Here is a 20,494-nt window from a genome sequence, read left to right on the forward strand (position 1 = left end):
AGGAGGATACGAACATGCAAGCATTCACGAAACATACGGGCATCGTCGCTCCGGTCGACCGCGTGAACGTCGACACGGACGCGATCATTCCGAAGCAGTTTTTGAAGCGCATCGAGCGCACGGGGTTCGGCCAGTTCCTGTTCTTCGAATGGCGCTGGGACGAACAAGGCAACGTGAACGAAGATTTCGAAATGAACAAGCCGCGCTACCAGGGCGCATCCGTCCTGATTTCGCGCGCGAACTTCGGCTGCGGCTCCTCCCGCGAGCACGCGCCTTGGGCGATTCTTGACTACGGCTTCCGCGTCGTCATCGCTCCTTCGTTCGCGGACATTTTCTACAACAACTGTTTCAAGAACGGCATCCTGCCGATCAAGCTGAGCGAGGAAGAAGTCGAAGACTTGTTCCAGCGCACGGCGAAGCACGAAGGCTACAAGCTGAACGTCGACCTCGAGAACAAAACGATTACCGACGACTACGGTTTGTCGCTGTCGTTCGATCTCGACGAGCACCGCCGCCAGTTCTTGCTGCAAGGTCTCGACGATATCGGCCTGACGCTGCAGCACGAAGACAAAATCGCCGCGTACGAAGCCGCTCGCGGTTTGGCATAATAGGTTCATATTCGCGTTAACGACGCAAAGCATGCGCCGTCTCCCGGTTCGGGGGGCGGCGTTTTTGCGTTGGGGCCATTACTATTATGGGGAGGTTTTGTCGTGGACAAATCTTTCGAGGAAGCTCATGGGCTTTGGTTTCGTAAGCATTGGAAAGAAAGCGGCGGAGAGCGCCGCCGGCTGCTGGAGCGAAGGGTGGAGAAAGAGGAGAAATTCGGCGAAGACGCTGCGGAAAAACGGTTCTTGCGGGACGTGTGGTGGCCGGTTTTCGGATGTCTGGACGAGCTGCATCCCGAATACGAAACGGTCGACGCGCTTGGACGCACTCGTTTTCTGGATATTGCTTATATTCGATTTCCGCTGTTGGCGGATATAGAAATCGATGGATTCGGGCCGCATCTGAAGAACGTATCTCGTTACGACTTTGCGGACGAACGGCGTCGGGATGCCGCATTAGGCGTGCTGGGGTGGAGGGTTTTGCGGTTCTCGTATGACGATGTGAGGGAGAATCCGTTGCTGTGTCGGGAGTTGTTAAGGCGGTGGATGGAGGCTGCGGCTCCGAAGGAAGCGACGGAAGATGCCGTTAGGGAGGAAGTAATCCGGTTGGGATATTACCAATCCTCGTTCGGGATCAGCGATGTGATGAAACTGCTGGGTTGGTCCGAAAACCCTGCCAGAAGTCTCCTCAAGCGCATGCTGGCCGACAAGATGTTGGTCTCGCTCAGCGGGAGCGTGCGCCGGGTTCATCAATATGCACTTCATGAAAATTATAGGCGTGCTTATCTTTCGTCAATTATAAGGTACAAATGAAACTGGGATGGCGGTCGGCGGGTCGTTTGGCGGGGGATAGGCGCAAAAATGCAGCTATATCTCGGTCAGCGGGTCGTTTGGCGGGGGATAGGCGCAAAAATGCAGCTATATCTCGGTCAGCGGGTCGTTTAGCGGGCAATAGGCGCAAAAATGCGGCTATATGGCGGTGAACGGGGCGTTTGGCGGGGGATAGGCGCAAAAATGCGGCTAAATGGCGGTCAGCGGGTCGTTTAGCGGGGGATAGGCGCAAAAAAGCGGTTATATCTCGGTCAGCGGGGCGTTTGGCGGGGAATAGGCGCAAAAATGCGGCTGCACGAACGGGCCGCGGCTCCCCAAGAGGAGTCACGGCCCGACGGACTACGCGCGAGGAGCGCCGAGGCCATGTATGATGAAATCGATCGTGCGCTCGATTTCCGCTTCGTCGTCCCAGGCATATTCGGGCAATAGGAAGTAACGCGCCAGCAAAAAGCCGAGTATGTTCGTCATCGTCAACCGAACGATAGACTCCGGCGGGAAGTCCACGCGTAGAGAACCTTGCGCCTGAAACCGCTCGGCGACGTTCCGAAGGCGCGGGATGATGTTGGCGGCGACCATGTCTTTGAACGGTTCGCGCAGCTCTTCCTGAAACGGGATTTCCTGCAGAAAGATGCGAAGCGCCGGCAAATGCTTATGAATGAAGTCGATCCGATTCCGCAGCACCGCGCGCAGGAAACTTTCGTACGTCGAGTACGGAGCGTCCAGCACCCTATAAAAATCTTTCATAACGAACGGAGCGACGAGCTTAGCGACAATCGGCGTCACGATGGAAAACAGCAAATCTTTCTTCGTTTTATAATGGCGAAATATCGTTCCTTCGGCGACGCCGGCTTTGGCGGCGATTTCGCTCGTGGACGAACCGGAGTAGCCTTTCTCGACGAACACCTCCATGGCGGCGTTGACGATTCTAAGCTGCTTTTCCGTCATTTTCGTATCGTCATCCGCCGTGCGGAGCAATTCCTCGAGCCATTGCTCCTGGCGTTCCTCCCGGCCGTTCCGTTCCTCCACGGTCGTTCCCCCTTACACCTTGCGGAATTTGCGCAGCGCCAGCACATTGGCCGCCATGAATACGGCGGAGAATCCTAGCAGCACATAGACGTAAAAAGCAATATCGCTCCAGCCGCCGCCGCGCACCATCACTTCGCGCAGCGCGTCAGCGCCGTAGGTAAGCGGCATCGCGTACGATATCCATTGCAGCCACGGATCGAGCGAGTCGATCGGAAACAGTCCGCAAAAAAATACTTGCGGCACGATGACGAGCGGGATGAATTGAATCATTTGGAACTCGTTGGCGGCGAACGCCGACAGGAAGATGCCGAGCGACAGCGCGGTAACCGACAGCGCGGCCGTGACAAGGAGCACGTATCCGAACGAGCCCGCTAAAACCATATCCAGTATACCAACCGCGAACCAAGCGATCAATCCGGCCTGCGCGAGCGTAAAGACGCCGAACCCGAGCACGTAGCCGGCGACGATTTCATGGCGGCGGAGCGGGGAAACAAGCAGCCGCTCCAGCGTGCCCCCGGTCCGCTCGCGCAAGAACGCGATGCCCGCGATCAGGAATACGAAGAAGAACGCGAAGACGCCGATCAATACGGGGCCGAACCAATCGAACGAAACGGCGTCCTCGGACCCGTGCAAATACGCGACTTCGAGCGGCGGGGAGACGTCGGCGGAAGGAGGAGCGAACGCGCCGGAGAGAAACATGCGCACCCCGGCCGCGACGTTCGGATTGCTGCCTTCGAGAACGAGGCGGGGGGCGCCGGCGTCCGCGAAAAACAGCGCAGCGTCCGCTTCGCCGCTCGCGAGCAGCGCGTCGGCTTCCTCGGCGCCCGAAACCTCGACGGCGCGGGCGCCTTCGTTCTCGAGACGCTCGAGCAGCGCCGGCGGCGCGTCCACCGCAGCGATTGTGGGTTCGTAAGGATCGCCGTTAAACAGCAGCGACATTAACGTTAAGATGAGCAGCGGCGCGGCGTACATCATGGCGAGCGTCCTTTTGTCGTGCAAAAATTGGCGGCAGATGCGGGTAAACAGGGCGGCGACGCGTCTCATACGGCAGCCCTCCCATACGCGAGGAACGCTTCCTCGATCGTGGCGCTGCCGGTGGCGGCCTTGAGCTCAGCCGGCGAGCCCGCAGCGATCAAGGCGCCTTCGCGCATCAGCGCGAGCGTTCCGCAATGCTCCGCTTCGTCCATCACATGCGTCGTGACGAGAATCGACGTGCCGGACCGGCGAATCCGCTCCAGCTCCGCCCAAATATCGCGCCGCAGCAGCGGGTCGATGCCGACGGTAGGCTCGTCGAGAATGAGGACGGCGGGCTCGTGGAGCAGCGCGACGGCGAGCGACAGCCGCCGCTTCATGCCGCCGGAAAATTGACCGACGCGCTTGCGGCGATCCGACGCGAGATTGACGAGCTCGAGCGCCGCTGCGACGCGAGCTTCTTTCCTGACGCCGCGAAGTCCGTACAAGGAGGCGAAAAAGTCAAGATTTTCGCCGGCCGTCAAATCCGCGTACAGCGCATCCGACTGCGCCATGTACCCGATGCGGGGCTGCAGGGACAGCTTCGGCATCCGCTCGCCGAGCACCTCGACCGAACCGGCGCTCGGCGTTTCGAGGCCGGCGATCATTTTGACGACGGTCGTTTTGCCGGCGCCGGACGGTCCGAGCAAGCCGTAAATGTGGCCGGGCGGCACGTCGAGCGTGACGTCGCGGACAATTGTGCGCGCGCCGTACGCTTTGGTTACGCGGGTCAAACGAATTCGTGCTTCCATGGGAATCACCCTCCGAATAAAAGTGAGTAATTACTCACTCGCATTATATGCCAACAGTTTGCGTTTGTGAAGTGAGTAATCACTCACAACCAAAAATTTTTCTCTTTCGACCCAATCTAGCAACTTTTGCTATTTTCCTGCGTCTATTAATTGTCGCTTTTGTCGGAACGACCGCCTCTATGTTTTTTTCTGGCGGTTTTTGATAGACTTAACATGTGCTAGATTCGGAGGGGCTTATGAGAAACGGATGGAAGACGTTGAGCTGGGCGCTCGGCGGGTTGGTCGCCGCGGCGGTTTGGACGGCGGCGGGAACGCCGGCGACGGCGCTCGCCGCGGAGAAAGAGTCGGTTCTGTTCGTCGACGGGAAAGAGAGCGAGCTTTCCGCGGTCGTAAAGGACAAAGTCCCGTATATCTCTTTGGAGGCCGCGGCTTCGTTGGGCGCTAAGGTGAAGGCCGAGACCGGCGGCGATACATACACGATTACTTCCGGCAATAAGGAAGTGCGTTTTACGATGAAAGAGAAGCGGCGCTTCGTCGACGGCACCCCGGTAACGGACGAGCAGCTCGCCTTGCAAGTCGACAAGCGCGTGTACGTGCCGGCCGCCTGGCTGAAGGACATGCTTCAATTGAAGATCGTTACCGACCGGTTCACCTCGTCGGTGTATGTGTTTCGGCAGCAGGACGGCGGCGCGAAAACGTATTCGGCGCCGGCGGCGCCGCCCGCCGGACAAACGCCCGTCGGTGCCGCCGCCCCGTCTATCGGGTCGCAGGGGGCCGGCGCGGTCAAGCCGAGCGCGGGAGCAGGGACGAACGCGCCTTCGGGAAGCGCAGGGACGAACGAGGGAGTAGCTCCTGCAGCAGGGGCGCCAATGATCGACGCGGCGCCGGGGGCCGGAGCGCCCGTGACGGTCGTCACGGCGCCTCCGACAATGACGGCGCTCGAGCTGTCCGGCGACTCGCTGCGCATCGCGACGACGGGGGAAGTGAGCCCGAACGTGTTCGTGCTCAAATCGCCGAACCGGATCGTCGTCGACCTGCCGAACGCGACGATCGAGAAAGCGTTGGACGGCAGCGTCAGCGGCTCGGTCGCGGTGTCCGCGGACCATCCGTACGTCGCCGGCATCCGGTACTCGCTGTTCGCCGCTGAGCCGTCTACGGTTCGCGTCGTCATCGACCTGAAGGCGCCGAAGCCATATCGTCTCGTCGCTGCGGAAGACGGAACGGGCGCCGTGCTGCATTTCACCGAAGCCGAGCCGGTCCGGGTCATGATCGACGCCGGGCACGGCGGCACAGACCCCGGCGCGATTTCCGTGACGGGCAAATTCGAGAAAAACCTTACGATGCCGATCGCTTTGAAGGTGTACGAGCGCTTGAGCCGAACGTCCGCGATCGAACCGGTGCTCGTCCGCTCGGACGACACGTATTCGTCTCCCGCGGATCGGGCGAAAGCCGCGAATCAAGCCGACGTCGATCTTTTTATCTCGATCCATGCGAACACCGCGCCGTCGGCGTCGGTCAGCGGCACGGAAACGTACTACTGGCGCGACGACAGTTTGAATTTCGCGAACGCCATCCATAAGGCGCTCGTCAAAACGATCGGCTCGCCGGACCGCAAAGTGAAAAAAGAGCGCTTCGTCGTCGTGCGCGATACGACGATGCCCGCCGTATTGCTGGAGCTGGGATTCCTGACGAACCCGTCGGACGAAGCGAAGCTGTACAACGAAGAGATGCAAAACCGTATCGCCGATACGATCGTCGAAACCATTAAATCGTATTATTCCATTCCATAATCCACGCAGGAGGAATCGCCCATGAAATCAAAGGTACGTATCCCGTTCGCCGTCCTGACGTCCGCCGCCTTAAGCGCTTCGCTGCTGCTTGGTACGGGCGCGGTCCCGGCGCACGCGGAAACGACGCCGACGACGCAAGCGTCCGCCGCCGTTACCATTACGTTCCCAGACATCGTGCCTACGCATTGGGCGAGAGGCAGCGTCGCGAAGCTCGCCGCTGCCGGCATCATCAGAGGATATCAAGACGGCAACTTCAAGCCATCGCAAGAAGTGACCCAGCAGGAAGCCGTCGTCATGGTAATAAGAATGATCGGTCTCGAGGACGAAGCGAACCAAATCATGGACGGCGTCGTCACGGGGCTGCAGGAAGACGCGTTCTTCACGAAGTACGTCGTGAAGGCGCTCGAAGAGCGGATTCTCGATTTGACGGCGGAAACCGTCGCCGCTTCCACCGGAGATACGCCGTGGGGCAAACGGCCGGCGACGCGCGAGTGGGTGGCGAAGCTCGTCGTGCGCGCCATCGGCGAGCGGCCGGCGGCCGGCGGTTTGACGTTCGCGGACGCGAGCGCCGTCTCCGCCGACGCGGCGGGCTACGTCGCCAAATCGCAGGAGCTCGGTCTCGTCACCGGCTTTACGGATAACACGTTCCAGCCGAAGACGGCGGTCACCCGCGCGCAGATCGTCACGATCCTCTCGCGCGCCGATAAGTACATCCCTGACGACGAGTCTCGCTACGCGAGCGGCACGGTCGCGGCCGTCGACGGCACGACGCTTCAAGTGCGAACGTCGACCGGAGCGACGCGCTCGTTCGGTCTGAACGGCGAGTCGCTCGTGTTCGACGCCGAAGGCAGACAGCTTGACGTCGCCGATCTCGTCGAAACGACGCCGGTCCGGGTGCTGTACCAGAACGGCCAGGCGTATTACATCGAAATCTCTCCTGCGACGGAGGCCGTATCCGTTCAGCTCGAAACGTTCGAAGGCGAGCTGGCCGCGCTCGACATCGCCGCGGGAACGCTCGTGCTGGAGCATAAGGACGGTTCGCTCGAGCCGTTCAAGCTCGCGGCGAACGCGACCGTGACGGACGCGCGGGGGACAGGTTTGTCGCTCTCGCAGCTGACGGAAGGGAGCGACCTGAGGCTGCAGCGCGCTCAGGGCGCGGCCGACGTTACGGCGGTCGTCGTGCTGGAGGCGGCGTTCAACGCGACGGGAACCGCGGTGGCGCAGGCGGTGAACGCCGCAAGCCGCACCGTGACGTTCGCGGACGCGCAGGGCGCAGCCGTCACGTATCCGGTCGACGCGAACGCGTCCTTGAAGCTGAAAGGCGCCGCGATCGCGAGCCTCGATACGCTGCAGGTCGGCGATACGTTCGCATACGAAATTAAAGACGGCGTCATCGTGTCGCTCGACATCACCGTACAGAAAACGGCGACCGTGTCCGGCCAATACCAAGGCTACGCAGGCAATACGATCACGATCATGGAAAACGGAACAGAGCCGCGAGCATATTTGTTGAAAACGAACGTGGAAGTCAAAATCGAAGGGCTGACGGGGACGACGATCGACGATCTGCAGCAGGGCGATCTCGTGCAGCTGCGCATCTCGGGCGCGACGAACCAGGTCGAATCGATTACGGTCTCGAATCGGAACGTCACGAAAATCCAAGGCGCCGCGATCGAATCGTTGAAGGACGATTACTTGACGGTGCGGGACGACAAAGGCAAGCCGTATTTGCTTTATATTACGTCTCGCTCGAAGTTCGTGCTCGACGGGACGGAGATGACGAAGCAGCTGTATACGGCGTACTTGACGACCGGCCGCAAAGTAAACATCAGCGTATCGGCGGACCAGCTCGTGCGTCTCGACGTCGTAACGAAGGTGAGCGGCACGGTGACGGAGCTCAATACGGCGTCCCGCACGATTACGGTTCGCACGGCGAACGGCGAAACCGTCAAGGTGCCGTACGCGCAGTACGTCAGCATCGAAGTGCCGCAGCAGTCGAGCGCGGGCCTCGCCGATATCGGCGTCGGCAGCGTCATCCATTTGAACATGGGCATGAATTCGGACGCCGCGAGCTCGATCCAAGTCGAGCGCTCCTTCGTCTACACGCTGACGTCGGCGAACGCGTCGACGCGGACGCTGTACGTCACCGACGCCAAAGGCACTCCGCTGACGTTCACGCTGCCGAGCGACGCGCGGGTCCTCGGCCGCGACGGGCAACCGGCGTCGTTGAGCGCGCTCGCGGCGGGCAATCCGATCGTGCTCAATTATGCAGGACGCGCCATCATCTCCGTTCAGGAGCCGGCGGCGACGCTCGGCAAAGTGTCCGCGCTGGATACGACCGGCGGCAGGCTGTCCGTGACCGATCTCGCCGGCAATGTAAAAAGCTTCAGCTTAAGCGGCGGCATTAACGTTCAGAAAGGGAACACGTTGACCGCTTCCGCATCGGCGCTGCAGTTGAACGACCGAGTGCTCGCGGTGACCGACGCGCAAGGGAAACCGTACGTGTTCGTGGCGCGGACGGAAGTTCGCAAATTCAGCTCGTACGATGCGTCGAAGCACGAGATCGCGCTCAAAATCGCGAAGCTCGGCGACCAGAGCAAATACGCGCTGAGCCCGAGCGTGACCGTCCGAACCTCGGCCGACGCGCCGCTCGCGCTCAACCAGCTGAAAGAAAACGACCAAATCACGATCTATTTGCTTCAAGGCAAAATCGTCGAGATCGTAAAATAACCACGGTGCCCTGCGGCGCGCGCGGGCGGGACGCAGTCGTCCCGCCCGCATTTTTGTTTGAAGAATGTTCGAAATCTCCCCGCTCTGGCACCTGATTAGCCATTGAAAAAGAAGTGGCGGTTCGTTACACTAGAAGACGCTACTATCTTTCGACGGTTTTCGCGCGAAAAGGAACGGGAGGGACGGACGAATGAACAAGGCGCAGATTCGCGAAGCGTTGGACATCGTGGCCGGCATGTTCCCGGACGCGCATTGCGAGCTCGTTCATTCGAACCCGTTCGAATTGACGATCGCCGTGCTCCTGTCCGCGCAATGCACGGACGAAACGGTGAATAAAGTCACGAAGGATTTATTCCGCAAATACCGTACGCCGGAAGATTACTTGTCCGTTCCCTTGGAGGAACTGGAGAACGACATCAAGCGGATCGGCCTGTTCCGCAACAAGGCGAAGCATATTCGCGCATTATGCCAGATGCTGCTGGACGAGTACGGCGGCGAAATTCCTTCCGCCCACGAAGAGCTCGTCAAGCTGCCGGGCGTCGGGAGGAAAACGGCCAACGTCGTCGTGTCTACGGCGTTCGGCGTTCCGGCGATCGCGGTCGACACCCACGTGGAGCGCGTCTCCAAGCGGCTTGGTATCGCCGATTGGGACGATTCGGTGCTGGAAGTCGAGAAGAAGCTGATGCGCAAAGTGCCGAAGGACGAATGGACGGCGACGCATCACCGGCTCATCTTTCTGGGACGGTACCACTGCAAGGCGCAGCAGCCTCGCTGCGACGGCTGTCCGCTGCTTGCGCTGTGCCGCGAGGGCAAACAACGTATGAAACCGAAGAAAACTAGAAAGACTAGTGCTAAAAGTAGAGAACCAGAGCGCGTCGACGCGGCTCGCGGCTAACAGAAGGGTGAGAACGCAATGAAATGCATTTCCGTGTATACGAACAACTTCGAGCAGTTTTCGGACATTTACGATAAAGTGCTGAACACGAAGCTGGCAGAAGACGAAGAAACGGTCGTCGAAGGCGTGACCGTCATGGAATCCGGCGAAGTGCCGGAGCACTATATCGATCGGATGCGCGCCAAGCGCGGCGTCGTCGTGATGAAGGAAAAAGAGCGGGACATTACGATCCTGCAGCACGGCGAAGTGTTCGAAATTTTGGTGCCGGAGGCGCACGAGATCAAGACGGCCTCCGTGCAATAACGATCGGGCGGTACGATAAACACCCGTTTCGCGGCGAACGATGCCGAGAAACGGGTGTTTTTTGTCGAATCGGCGCTGTCCGACGCCGCCAGGCTGTTGTATAATTACATTCTGTGCGTAACGAGAACGGGTGCGGAGTAGGAGTAGATGAGAGATGGGTGCGGAGAACAAAAACCGGGTGCTTGAGGAATTGGCGGCGCTGGAGCGGGCGCTGCGGGGACAAGGCGACGAGCCGCTCGCGGAGAAGGCCGCCTCGCTGGCGGACAAGGGGCGAGAGGATGCGCTGTACATCGCGTTCTGCGGTCATTTCTCGGCGGGGAAATCGAGTTTGATCAACCATTTGTGCGGGGCGCGGCTGCTGCCGTCGAGCCCGATTCCGACGAGCGCCAACATCGTGGCGATCAAAAGCGGCGAGACGTCCGAAGCGGTGCTGACGTACCGGGACGGCCGCGAGGCGCGGGTAAGCTTAGATGAGGTGACCCGTTTCGCCAAAGAAGGGGAAACGGTGCGCTCGGTGGAGCTGCGCCATCCGATTGCGCTGCTCGGCGAACGAGGCGTGCTGCTCGACACGCCGGGCGTCGACTCGACGGACGACAATCATCGGCAGTCGACGGAATCGGCGCTCCATTTGGCCGATATAGTCGTCTACGTTATGGATTACAATCATGTGTTATCCGAGATGAACATGGACTTCGCGAAGCGGCTCTCCGGGATGGGCAAGCCGCTCATCCTCGTCGTCAACCAGATCGACAAGCACCGCGAAGAAGAGGTGTCCTTCGAGGACTTCCAAGCGGGCGTCGCCGACGCGTTCCGTTCGTGGGGCGTCAAGCCGGCGGCATGCTTGTATACGACGTTGAAGGAGCCGGACCATCCGTGGAACGAGTCGCATCGGCTGCGTGCGCTGCTCGCGGCGGCGGTGCGGCAGGGCTCTGAGCTGGCGCTTGCGGGACTCGCGTCCGCCGCGGTGGAGCTCGCCGAGGAGGGGGGCCGCGCCGTGCGCGGGCGCAACGAGGAGCGCCGAGGAGCGCTCGAGCGGCTGGCCGCCGCCGAAGACGAAGGCGCGGCGGCGCGATACGAGGCGCTGCAAGCGGAGCTCGCGGCGCGCGCGTCGGTGCGCGAGCGGCTCGCCGACCGGCTGAAAGCGGAGGCGGCGAGCATCGCGGAGAACGCGAACTTGACGCCGGCGACGACGCGCGATTTGGCGCACCGGTTCCTCGAGAGCCGGCAGCCGAACTTCCGCGTCGGGCTGCTGTTCGCGGCGGCCAAGACGGAGGAGGAGCGCCGCCGGCGTCTTGCCGCGTTCCGCGAGGAGTTCGCGGAGCATGTGGAGGCGCGGCTCGTGTGGCATGTGCGCGACGCGGTGCAGAAGGCCGGGCGGGAGCTCGGCCTCGCGGACGCGGCGGTGGAGGCGGCCGCCGCGGCGGTCGACATCGCCGTGACGCCGGAGTGGCTCGCGGGCAAAGTGCGCCCGGGCGCCGTCGTTTCGGGCGAGTATACGCTCAACTACGCTAAGGAGATCGCCGGCGACGTGCGGCAGGAAGCGCGGCGCGCGGCCGCCCGGGCGGCGGAGCTGCTAGCTGACGCGGCCGAAGCGATGTACGCGCAGGACAACCGCGCGCTGGAAGAAGAAGCGGAGGCGCTCGCGGAGAAGCTGTCGCATCGCCGCGAGCTGGCCGCCCTGGAAGCGCAGGAGCGCGAGGCGCGCGAGCGGCTGCTGGCGCTGCTGCCGACGGCGCGGGCGCTCGCGAGCGAAGGCGTGCGGCTGCCGGACGCGAGCCTGCTGCCGAACGCGCCGCAGGAGAGCGGAGCCGCGCCGGCCGCCGCGCCGACCGCGCCGCGGTCCGCGGCGCTCGATTTGTCGCAGGCGGCCGCCAGCGGCGCCGCTGCCGGCGGCGCGTCGGCCGGCGAACCGGCGGCGCGCGCGGCCGGGCTCGACCTGACGGCCGGCTTCGCGGCGGCGGCGGCGCTGCTCGAGGAGGCGAGCCGCGCGGCGGCGGCGCTGCCCGCGCTGCAGGACGCGGCGGACGCGCTGCTCGAGAAGGCGGGGCGCCTCAGAGAGCAGCGGTTTACGGCGGCGCTCTTCGGCGCGTTCAGCGCGGGCAAGTCGTCGTTCGCGAACGCGCTGCTCGGCGAGCCGGCGCTGCCGGTGTCGCCGAACCCGACGACGGCCGCGATCAACACGATTCAGCCGCCGACGCCGGAATGGCCGCACGGCACCGCCCGCGTCACGATGAAGTCGCGCGAGGCGATGATCGACGGGCTGCGCCACTCGCTCGCCGCGCTCGGCGACGAGCCGCCGGCGAACGCGGACGCTCCCGCGCTGCTGAAGCGCATCGCGGCGCTGCTCCGGACGCGCGACGACGTTCCTCCGGGCGGCAAGCCGCATCTCGCGTTCCTGAAGGCCGCCTCGGAGGGCTGGAGCGACGCCGAGCCGACGCTCGGGACGGAGGTGCGCGCCGATCGGGACGCGTTCCGCGCATTTGTCGCCGAAGAGCGCAAGTCGGCGTTCGTCGAACGCATCGAGCTGTACTACGAATCGGCGCTGTCGCGCCAAGGCGTGACGCTCGTCGACACGCCGGGAGCCGACTCGGTCAACGCGCGGCATACCGGCGTCGCGTTCAATTACATGAAGAACGCCGATGCGATCTTCTTCGTAACGTACTATAATCACGCATTCTCCCGCGCCGATCGGCAGTTTCTCGAGCAGCTCGGCCGGGTGAAGGACGCATTCGAGCTCGATAAAATGTTCTTCATCGTCAACGCCGCCGACCTCGCCGCAAGCGAGGAGGAGCTGAACGACGTGCTCGAGCACGTTCGCTCGAACCTGCTCGCGTTCGGCATCCGCCATCCGCGCCTGTTCCCGGTGTCCTCGCTGCAGGCGCTGCAGGCGAAGCTCGCCGGCGACGCCGCGGCGGTCGCCCGCTCCGGCCTCGCCGGCTTCGAGGAGCAGTTCGCCCGCTTCGCGCGCGTCGAGCTGTCGAGCCTCGCGTACCGCGCGGCGGGCGCCGAGCTCGCCCGCGCGGCGCAGCTCGCGGCGACGGCGCTCGAAGGCGCGAAGGCCGGCGAGACGGAACGGCAGGCGGCGATGGAGCGGCTGTCGGCAAGCGAAGCGGCCGCGACGGAGGCGCTGCGGGCGATCGAGCTGGACGCCGTTCGCAAAGACGCGTGGAAGGAAGCGAACGAACAGCTCTATTACGTGAAGCAGCGGTTCCAGTTCCGCTTCGGCGACTGGTACCAAGCGTCCTTCAATCCGTCCGCCTTAAGGGAAGACAGGGGGAACGTGAAAGAGGCGCTCGCCTTCGCCTGGCGGGATCTTGTCGCGTACGTGCAGACCGAGCTGACGAACGAAGCGTTGGCCGTCTCGCTGCGGCTGGAACGCTTTCTTAACCGTTCGCTGGGCGACGCGGTCACCCGGTGGAACGACTCGATCAAACGGGCCGCGCCGGCGTACGAACCGCCGGCCTGGGAGGATTTCCCGATCGCGACGCCCGACGTCGGGACGGTGTGGGACGGCGAATCGCCGGACGCGAAGTTGCTCGCCGCGCATTATAAATCCGCGAAGCAATTTTTCGAAGGCGACGGGCGGAAGGCGCTCCGGGAGGCGTTGGAGCGCAGGTGGCAGCCTTCCGTCGCGCAGGCGGTCGATGCGCTGTCCGACCGGTTCGCATCGTGGATCGACGAAGAGCTGCGCAGGCTCCATCCGGCGCTGAACGAGCGCTTGGAACGAGCGATCGCACAGTCGATTCGGAACGCCCGCGCTTCCTGGGAGCGGCCGGTCGATCCGGCGGCGGCGGAGCGGACATGGCGGCAACTGCAGGGGCTGCAAGCCCGATTCGAGGACGCTTCGAGGATCCGGCAGTAATGTCGCTCGAAAACGGAAGATTTTAATGAATGGTTCCTGTTGTGCGAACATTTTGTGGAAATAAGCGAAAATAAACCAATATATGCCGGAATACCCTTTTTGAATGTTCTGTGACACGGTGCTAAACTGCACTAAGGTTCGAAAACGTTACACAACAGCTTGCTTGAGGCGGGCGGGCGAGAGGGGATCCGGCATGGAGGTTTTTAAACAGCTACGAAGTTTTTATTGGCCAGGGAAACTAAAGTATCTGGCGATGGCATCGATCGGATGCTTGGCGATTTCAACGGCGCTTGGTCTAGTATATCCCTACATGTTGAAGGTGTTGGTCGACGACGTCATCATGTTGGGGAACTATGACCAGGTGCCGTTCGTCGCATTGACGGTGTTTGGGGTCGTTTTGGTGAAAGCGCTTTTCCAATTTCTGCACGGCTTTTCGGGGGGGCGGCTCGGCAACCGGGTGGCATACAATCTCCGCAAAGCGCTGTATGAAAAACTGCAGTACTTATCGTTCCAATATTACGATAAAGCGCGCACGGGCGATCTGATGTCGAGGCTGACGGGCGATCTGGACGGCATCCGTCAATTTATCGGCTTCGGGTTCCCTCAATTTTTAAACCTGTTCCTCATGGTCGGCTTCGGGGCGGCGATGATGACGTCGCTGAACTGGAAGCTCATGCTCATTACGCTGGTGACGATGCCGTTCCTCGTGTTCACGGCGTTCCGGTTCGAGTCGAAAATTCATCCGGCGTTCCGCGAAATCCGCAAATCGATGTCCGATTTGACGACGGCGGTGCAGGAGAACATCACCGGCGTGCGCACCGTCAAGTCGTTCGCGAGAGAGGCGTTCGAGGTCGAAAAGTTCGCGGCGCGCAACGAACATTTCCGCGACAACTTGACCGGCACGGCGTTCATCTGGGCCCGGTACTTCCCGATCATGGAAGTGCTCGCGAACCTCAGCATCGTCATTCTGCTCGGCGTCGGCGGCGCGATGGTCGTAAATAAGGAAATGACGACGGGCGAGCTGCTCGCGTTCTTCTCGCTCATCTGGTACATCATCGGTCCGCTGTGGGGCCTCGGGTTCCACATCAACCAATATACGCAGTCGAAGGCGTCAGGCGAGCGCGTGCTCGAAATTCTTAACCAGTACGTTCACGTGAAAAATAAACCGGGCGCGGCGGATTTGACCGACGAAGAGTCCAAGGGCCACATCCGCTTCGACAACGTGACGTTCGCGTACCCGGAAAGCGCGCCCGCATTGATCGATTTCTCGGTGGACGCGAAGCCCGGCTCCGTCATCGGCCTGCTCGGCCCGACGGGCTCCGGCAAGTCGACGGTGTTCCAGCTGCTGCTGCGGGCGTATAACGTCAAGGACGGCCGCATCACGTTCGACGGAAAGGACATCCGGGACGTAACGCTGGAGAGCCTGCGGTCGCAAATCGCGATTGTGTTCCAAGAAACGTTCCTGTTCTCGTCCACGATTCGCAACAATATCGCGTACGGGCAGCGGGACGTGCCGATGGACAAAATCATCGAAGCGGCGAAGCTCGCGCAGGCGCACGATTTCATCATGGAGCTGCCCGAAGGCTACGACACGATCGTCGGGGAGCGCGGCATGGGGCTCTCCGGGGGGCAGAAGCAGCGTATTGCCATCGCGCGCGCGCTGCTCGAAAACCCGAAGGTGCTGCTGCTCGACGACGCGACGAGCGCCGTAGATATGGAGACGGAGCACGTGATCCAGCAAGGGCTGAAGCAAGTGATGAAAGGGCGGACGACGTTCGTCATCGCGCACCGAATTTCGTCGCTGCGGCATGCGGACGAAATTCTCGTCCTGGACGGCGGCCGCGTCGTGCAGCGCGGGACGCATGAGGAGCTGCTCGCGCAGCCGGGGCGGTATCGCGAGACGTACGATATTCAATATGCCGATCATCCGGACGTGGCGGCGAAACGGATGTCGGAGCGGGGAGTGGCGCACGGATGACGACGAACACGAAGGCGGAGCGGCCGGGGGCGGCGGCCTCCGCCGCGGCGGAAGCGAAGGAGAAAGAACGATTCGTCTACCAAGACGACGAGGTGATGGAGAAGCCGTTCGACTGGGGCCAATTCAGACGGCTAGCCTCCTATATTAAACCATATGCGCGGCAGCTGCTGCCGGTCATCATCGTCATGATGGTGCTCGGCACGATCACGAAGCTGCTCGTGCCGCTGCTTATCGGGCTCGCGGTCGACGAGATCGGACCGAAAGGCGATCAAAGCATGCAGCAGCTTTGGACGTACTGCGGCGCGATCGCCGCGCTGTTTCTTGTGCAGTGGGGCGCAGGGTACTACCGGATCCGATTCACGAACTTGATCGGGCAGCGGGTCATTTTCGATCTCCGGGCGCATTTGTTCCGGCACATTCAGAAGCTCAGCTTCCGCTTTTTCGATAAGCGGCCCGCCGGCTCGGTGCTCGTGCGCATCACGAACGACGTCAACTCGCTGCAGGAACTGTTTACGAACGGGGTCGTCAACATCCTGATCGACTGCGTGCAGCTGGTGGGCATCATCATCATTTTGCTGGCGCTGAACGTCAAGCTCGGGCTCGCGATCATGGTGACGGTGCCGATCATGTTTTTCCTGTCGACGTCGCTCCGCAAACGGATTCGCCGCGTGTGGCAGGACGTGCGGATGAAGCAGTCGCGCATTAACGCGCATTTGAACGAAAGCATTCAAGGCATCAAGGTGACGCAGGCGTATACGCAAGAGAAAGAGAACATGAAATTCTTCGACCGAATGAACACCTCGAACCGCAAAGCGTGGGACCTCGCGTCGATGATGAACCAGGCGTTCAACCCGCTTATCGAAGTGACCGCCGGCATCGGAACGTTCATTCTGTTCTTCTACGGCGCAGGGCTCATCCAAAGCGGGGAGCTGACGCTCGGTCTGCTGCTTGCGTTCGCGACGTACGTCGGCAACTTCTGGGAACCGATCAACCGGCTCGGCCAGATGTATTCGCAGCTGCTCATCGCGATGGCGTCGTCGGAGCGAATTTTCGAGTTCATCGACGAGGAGCCGACCGTGGCGGAGAAGCGCGAAGCGAAGACGATGCCGCCGATCCGCGGCGACGTCTCGTTCCGCGACATCGTGTTCGAATACGAGAAGAACCGTCCCGCGCTGCGAGGCGTCAGTTTAGAAGCGAAAGCGGGACAAACGATCGCGCTCGTCGGGCACACGGGGTCGGGCAAGAGCACGTTCATCAACCTGCTGTGCCGGTTTTACGATCCGGTCGGCGGCGAAGTGCGCATCGACGGCATCGACATACGCGACGTCACGATTCAAAGTTTGCGTTCGCAGATCGGCATCGTGCTGCAAGATACGTTCATTTTCTCGGGCACGATCCGGGAAAATATCCGCTTCGGCAAGTTGGACGCGACGGACGCGGAAATCGAAGAGGCGGCGAAGGCGGTCGGCGCGCACGAATTCATCGTGAACATGCCGAACGGCTACGATACGCAAGTCGAGGAGCGCGGCAACGTGCTGTCGATGGGGCAGCGCCAGCTGATCTCGTTCGCGCGCGCGCTGCTTGCCGACCCGCGCATCTTAATTTTGGACGAAGCGACGGCGAGCATCGACACGGAAACCGAGGCGAACATCCAAAAGGCGCTCAAGAAGCTGCTGCACGGCCGGACGTCGTTCATTATCGCGCACCGTCTGTCCACCATTCGCGGCGCGGATCAAATCGTCGTGCTCGACCACGGCCGCATCGTGGAGCAGGGCAATCACGACGAGCTGATGCGGGTGAAGGGCGAATACTGCGGCCTTATCGAAGCGCAGTACCGTTTTCTAGAGGAAGTCGGCTGATGCGAACCGGGCCTGGGGAGGCGACTTCCCGGGCTTTCGTCATCCATATATAACGAAGGAGGAGCGGAACAAAATGCATAACCAACGAATCGAGCGGCTGCAGGACAAGCTGCGAACGGAGGGGCTGGACGGCTTCGTCGGCACGCACCCGGTCGACAATTTTTATTTTACCGGCACGATGCAAAGCGGATTTCTGGTCGTCCCGGCGGACGGGGAAGCGGTGTTTTTCGTGCGCCGCAGCGTCACGAGGGCGAAAGAGGAGGGCGCGGTGCGCGTGGAGCCGCTCGGGAGCCTCAAGACGTGGAAGGATCGCGTCGGGGCGGCGATGCCGCGTCTCGGATCGGGCTGCAAGCTGGCGGCGGCGTTCGACACGCTCGTCGTCGACGGATTCGAGCGGCTGCGCGCGGCGCTGCCGGAGGCGGAGTGGGCGAACGGCTCCGCGCTCGTGCGCGCGGTGCGCATGACGAAGGACGAGCAGGAGCTCGACTGCATGCGCCGGGCGGCGCGCAACGTCGACGAAGCGCTGCGGGAGGCGCTGCCGAAGCTGAAGGCCGGCATGCGGGAGATCGAGCTGCTCGCCGAGATCGAATATGCGCTGCGCCGCCGCGGGCATCTGGGGCTGATGCGCGTCCGGGCGGCGGGCGCCGAGCTGGTGACCGGCATCGCGGCGAGCGGCGCCGCCGTCGCGAAGCCGTCGGCGTTCGACGGTCCGGCCGGCGGCGAAGGGCTGCATCCCGCGTTCTCGAAGGGTGCAGGCTGGAGCACGATCGAAGCGGGCGAACCGATTCTGCTCGATATCGGGTGCAACGTAGACGGTTATGTCACCGACCAGACGCGGACGGCCGTCATCGGCGAGCTGCCGGCCGATCTCGCGGCCGCGTACGACGCGTCGGAGGCGATTCTTCGCGAGATAGAATCGATGCTGAAGCCGGGCGCGGTATGCGAGGAGTTGTACGAGCGGTCGGTTGCGATGGCGGCTGAATTCGGCCTCGCAGAGCACTATATGGGGTTCGGCCAGGACGCGGTCAAGTTCGTCGGGCACGGCATCGGCCTCGAAATCGACGAGTGGCCGGTGCTCGCGCGCGGCTTCCGAACCGAGCTCGCCCCCGGCATGGTGCTCGCGATCGAGCCGAAATTTACGTTCCCCGGCCGCGGCGTCGTCGGGATCGAGAATTCGTACGCGATCACGGAAGACGGCTTCGAGAAGCTGACGATTTCGCCGGAGGGGCTGTGGCGCATCGAACCTTAAGCGTCTCTAGGGCGAAAAAACGGCGCCGCGTTTCGGTTTTTCCAAAATTTCGTGTATAATATATTGTTAATTACGTAACCGGGAGGGAAACCGATGGACGACGAGCCCGGGGAAGCGGACAGTAGAGCGACGATTCCCCCAGTATTGATTAGAGTAAAGTACAGGAACGGCACCATGTTCGAATTGACCGAGTGAGTGAACGAATCAACCGACCCGCATATTAATTTGGAAAAAGAAGGGGATAGGGATTTGTTCACCGCATTCATTATTCTAATCTTGCTGATCGTACTGAATGCTTTCTTCGCCGCTTCGGAAATCGCGCTCATTTCGCTCAACGACAACAAAGTCAAGACGATGGCCGAAGAGGGACATAAGAAAGCAAAGCTGCTGCAGCATCTACTTAGTGAACCGAGCCGTTTTTTAGCCACGATCCAAATCGGCATTACGCTTGCCGGCTTTATGGCCAGTGCGTTTGCCGCGGACCAGTTCTCCGGACCTTTCGCAGACTTGTTGTACGAGGCAGGGGTTCCGCTGCCGATCCGAACGCTGGACGCGATCGCCGTCGTATTCATTACGATCGTATTATCGTATTTTACGCTCGTGTTCGGCGAGCTCGTTCCGAAAAGGCTCGGCATGAACAAAGCCGAACCGATCGCGATGTTCGCCGCCGTGCCGCTGACGCTGCTGCTCAAGGTTTCCGCTCCGTTCGTGAAACTGTTGACCGTCTCGACGAATTCGCTCGTAAGGCTGTTCGGGGTCGACCCGAATGCGCAAAAGGAGCAGGTGACCGAGGAAGAGATTCGCATGATGGTCGATATCGGGAAAGAGAACGGCGCAATCCAGGAAAACGAAAAGATCATGATCAACAACATTTTCGAACTGGATAACAAAACGGTTTCCGACATTATGACGCATCGCCGTTACGTCGTCGGCTTGTCGGTCGACACGCCGCTTCGCGAAGCGGCCGAGCTCATCAATCGGGAGAAGTTTACGAGGTTTCCCGTGTATGACGAAAATATCGACAGCATCGTGGGGATCTTGCACGTGAAAGACTTGTTCCAGTACATCGGAGCGGAACTCGTCGAACCGGTGGAGCTTTCTCGGCTCATGCGCAAGCCGTTTTACGTTCCCGAAAGCAAGCGCACCGACGAGCTTTTGAAAGAAATGCAGACCAATAAAATTCACTTGGCCGTCGTCGTGGACGAGTACGGAGGCACGGCCGGCATCGTGACGATCGAGGATTTGCTCGAAGAGATCGTCGGCAATATTTACGACGAACACGACGAAGTGGAGAAAGAGATCGAGAAAATCGACGAGTCGACGTACGTCGTGAACGGAACGACGAGCTTGCGCACCGTGCGAGAACTGTTCGACATCGATGTGCCGTTAGACGAATACGATACGCTGAGCGGATGGATCATTGGGGAGTTGGGAAAAATACCCCAGACGCACGAAGAGGTATCCTTCTCTTGCGGCGGCGTCGAATTTACCGTGTCCCAAGTCGACGAAATGCGGATCGCCAAAGTGACGGTTCGCCGTTTGCCTCAAATCCAGCACTCATAAACCATCACACGTCGCCCCGCAGGGAAGCCGCTTGAAGCGT

The 20,494-nt window shown here is 61.4% G+C and carries 14 protein-coding genes; 11 read left to right on the forward strand and 3 right to left on the reverse strand.

Annotated features, from left to right (window positions below):
- Positions 1 to 14 precede the first annotated feature (14 nt).
- Positions 15 to 608, forward strand: a complete 594-nt coding sequence (gene leuD / locus VE009_RS10390; RefSeq protein WP_325007321.1) for a 3-isopropylmalate dehydratase small subunit — start codon at positions 15 to 17, stop codon at positions 606 to 608.
- A gap of 102 nt (positions 609 to 710) precedes the next feature.
- Positions 711 to 1,418, forward strand: coding sequence for a hypothetical protein (locus VE009_RS10395; protein WP_325007322.1), 708 nt, complete (start codon positions 711 to 713; stop codon positions 1,416 to 1,418).
- A 357-nt stretch (positions 1,419 to 1,775) separates the two neighbouring features.
- Here VE009_RS10395 and VE009_RS10400 read toward each other — a convergent pair whose 3' ends face one another.
- The 3 genes from VE009_RS10400 to VE009_RS10410 form a co-directional block, all read right to left on the reverse strand.
- Complete coding sequence (locus VE009_RS10400) at positions 1,776 to 2,381, reverse strand: TetR/AcrR family transcriptional regulator (protein ID WP_325007432.1); 606 nt, start codon at positions 2,379 to 2,381, stop codon at positions 1,776 to 1,778.
- A 93-nt stretch (positions 2,382 to 2,474) separates the two neighbouring features.
- Positions 2,475 to 3,506, reverse strand: a complete 1,032-nt coding sequence (locus tag VE009_RS10405) for an ABC transporter permease (RefSeq protein ID WP_325007323.1) — start codon at positions 3,504 to 3,506, stop codon at positions 2,475 to 2,477.
- Positions 3,503 to 4,225 carry an ABC transporter ATP-binding protein gene (locus tag VE009_RS10410; protein WP_325007324.1) on the reverse strand — a complete coding sequence of 241 codons (723 nt, stop codon included), beginning with the start codon at positions 4,223 to 4,225 and terminating at the stop codon, positions 3,503 to 3,505. Before VE009_RS10410 ends, VE009_RS10405 begins: the two co-directional genes overlap by 4 nt.
- A gap of 236 nt (positions 4,226 to 4,461) precedes the next feature.
- Between VE009_RS10410 and VE009_RS10415 the strand changes: the two genes are divergently transcribed.
- The 9 genes from VE009_RS10415 (at position 4,462) to VE009_RS10455 (ending at position 20,454) form a co-directional block, all read left to right on the forward strand.
- Complete coding sequence (locus VE009_RS10415) at positions 4,462 to 6,015, forward strand: N-acetylmuramoyl-L-alanine amidase (protein WP_325007325.1); 1,554 nt, start codon at positions 4,462 to 4,464, stop codon at positions 6,013 to 6,015.
- 21 nt (positions 6,016 to 6,036) lie between these two features.
- Positions 6,037 to 8,745, forward strand: a complete 2,709-nt coding sequence (locus VE009_RS10420; RefSeq protein WP_325007326.1) for an S-layer homology domain-containing protein — start codon at positions 6,037 to 6,039, stop codon at positions 8,743 to 8,745.
- A 190-nt stretch (positions 8,746 to 8,935) separates the two neighbouring features.
- Positions 8,936 to 9,640, forward strand: coding sequence for an endonuclease III (gene nth, locus VE009_RS10425; RefSeq protein WP_325007327.1), 705 nt, complete (start codon positions 8,936 to 8,938; stop codon positions 9,638 to 9,640).
- 18 nt (positions 9,641 to 9,658) lie between these two features.
- A complete protein-coding gene (locus VE009_RS10430) occupies positions 9,659 to 9,943 on the forward strand; it encodes an NAD/NADP transhydrogenase alpha subunit (RefSeq protein ID WP_325007328.1) in 285 nt (94 codons plus the stop codon).
- 154 nt (positions 9,944 to 10,097) lie between these two features.
- On the forward strand, positions 10,098 to 13,805 hold the full coding sequence (locus tag VE009_RS10435; protein WP_325007329.1) for a dynamin family protein: 3,708 nt from the start codon (positions 10,098 to 10,100) through the stop codon (positions 13,803 to 13,805).
- Between the two features lie 193 nt (positions 13,806 to 13,998).
- Positions 13,999 to 15,783: an ABC transporter ATP-binding protein gene (locus VE009_RS10440; RefSeq protein WP_325007330.1), complete on the forward strand. Its 1,785-nt coding sequence runs from the start codon at positions 13,999 to 14,001 to the stop codon at positions 15,781 to 15,783.
- Positions 15,780 to 17,642, forward strand: a complete 1,863-nt coding sequence (locus tag VE009_RS10445; protein ID WP_325007331.1) for an ABC transporter ATP-binding protein — start codon at positions 15,780 to 15,782, stop codon at positions 17,640 to 17,642. Before VE009_RS10440 ends, VE009_RS10445 begins: the two co-directional genes overlap by 4 nt.
- Before the next feature lie 73 nt (positions 17,643 to 17,715).
- Positions 17,716 to 18,891, forward strand: coding sequence for a Xaa-Pro peptidase family protein (locus VE009_RS10450; protein ID WP_325007332.1), 1,176 nt, complete (start codon positions 17,716 to 17,718; stop codon positions 18,889 to 18,891).
- Between the two features lie 249 nt (positions 18,892 to 19,140).
- Positions 19,141 to 20,454, forward strand: coding sequence for a hemolysin family protein (locus tag VE009_RS10455; RefSeq protein WP_325007333.1), 1,314 nt, complete (start codon positions 19,141 to 19,143; stop codon positions 20,452 to 20,454).
- Positions 20,455 to 20,494 lie beyond the last annotated feature (40 nt).

Source organism: Paenibacillus sp. (genome assembly GCF_035645195.1).
In the GTDB taxonomy this organism is placed as follows: Bacteria; Bacillota; Bacilli; order Paenibacillales; family YIM-B00363; genus Paenibacillus_AE.

What these genes read in the sequence shown, in the direction of transcription:
- leuD (WP_325007321.1), top strand. Translation starts at nt 15, where the DNA reads ATGCAAGCATTCACGAAACATACGGGCATCGTCGCTCCGGTCGACCGC.
- nth (WP_325007327.1), top strand. Translation starts at nt 8,936, where the DNA reads ATGAACAAGGCGCAGATTCGCGAAGCGTTGGACATCGTGGCCGGCATG.
- VE009_RS10445 (WP_325007331.1), top strand. Translation starts at nt 15,780, where the DNA reads ATGACGACGAACACGAAGGCGGAGCGGCCGGGGGCGGCGGCCTCCGCC.
- VE009_RS10440 (WP_325007330.1), top strand. Translation starts at nt 13,999, where the DNA reads ATGGAGGTTTTTAAACAGCTACGAAGTTTTTATTGGCCAGGGAAACTA.
- VE009_RS10430 (WP_325007328.1), top strand. Translation starts at nt 9,659, where the DNA reads ATGAAATGCATTTCCGTGTATACGAACAACTTCGAGCAGTTTTCGGAC.
- VE009_RS10415 (WP_325007325.1), top strand. Translation starts at nt 4,462, where the DNA reads ATGAGAAACGGATGGAAGACGTTGAGCTGGGCGCTCGGCGGGTTGGTC.
- VE009_RS10420 (WP_325007326.1), top strand. Translation starts at nt 6,037, where the DNA reads ATGAAATCAAAGGTACGTATCCCGTTCGCCGTCCTGACGTCCGCCGCC.
- VE009_RS10405 (WP_325007323.1), bottom strand. Translation starts at nt 3,506, where the DNA reads ATGAGACGCGTCGCCGCCCTGTTTACCCGCATCTGCCGCCAATTTTTG.
- VE009_RS10410 (WP_325007324.1), bottom strand. Translation starts at nt 4,225, where the DNA reads ATGGAAGCACGAATTCGTTTGACCCGCGTAACCAAAGCGTACGGCGCG.
- VE009_RS10400 (WP_325007432.1), bottom strand. Translation starts at nt 2,381, where the DNA reads ATGACGGAAAAGCAGCTTAGAATCGTCAACGCCGCCATGGAGGTGTTC.
- VE009_RS10450 (WP_325007332.1), top strand. Translation starts at nt 17,716, where the DNA reads ATGCATAACCAACGAATCGAGCGGCTGCAGGACAAGCTGCGAACGGAG.
- VE009_RS10435 (WP_325007329.1), top strand. Translation starts at nt 10,098, where the DNA reads ATGGGTGCGGAGAACAAAAACCGGGTGCTTGAGGAATTGGCGGCGCTG.